The sequence below is a fragment of the Corallococcus caeni genome, assembly GCF_036245865.1.
Classification (GTDB): Bacteria; Myxococcota; Myxococcia; order Myxococcales; family Myxococcaceae; genus Corallococcus; species Corallococcus caeni.
In genome coordinates, this window is record NZ_BTTW01000077.1 from 1 (window position 1) to 407 (window position 407).

Here is a 407-nt window from a genome sequence, read left to right on the forward strand (position 1 = left end):
ACCATTTTCTTTATTTCCCCTGCCATCAACCAACATGCATTTTCCTTTGCAGGTCTCTTTGGCATAGTAACCATACTTGTGTGTACTGACAACAATTGCACCAATGTTAACTTTTTGATACTTTTTCTTTGTTCTCTCATCACACACAACCTTTGGGTCGATGATTGGTATTCCCTGGATAATACTAGACCCCCTTTTTGACACTCTGATAGATATGGAACTCTCAGATTTCTGTGCAACATCAACCTTTGAATTTTGTGTGTAACCTCCATCGGTGTAGACACCACTAACACTGATGCAGTCAATGTTCTTTTCACCTCCATCAAACTTTTGGACAAATGCTTCTGGCCTAACAACTTGCACCCCAATCCAAATCTCTGGTTTGATATATATTTATCCAAACTTTG

General features: G+C 39.1%; 1 protein-coding gene. It reads right to left on the reverse strand.

What is annotated here, in order from left to right:
* A partial coding sequence (locus tag AABA78_RS39325; protein ID WP_338270604.1) for a hypothetical protein occupies positions 1-363 on the reverse strand: 363 nt, incomplete at its 3' end.
* Positions 364-407 lie beyond the last annotated feature (44 nt).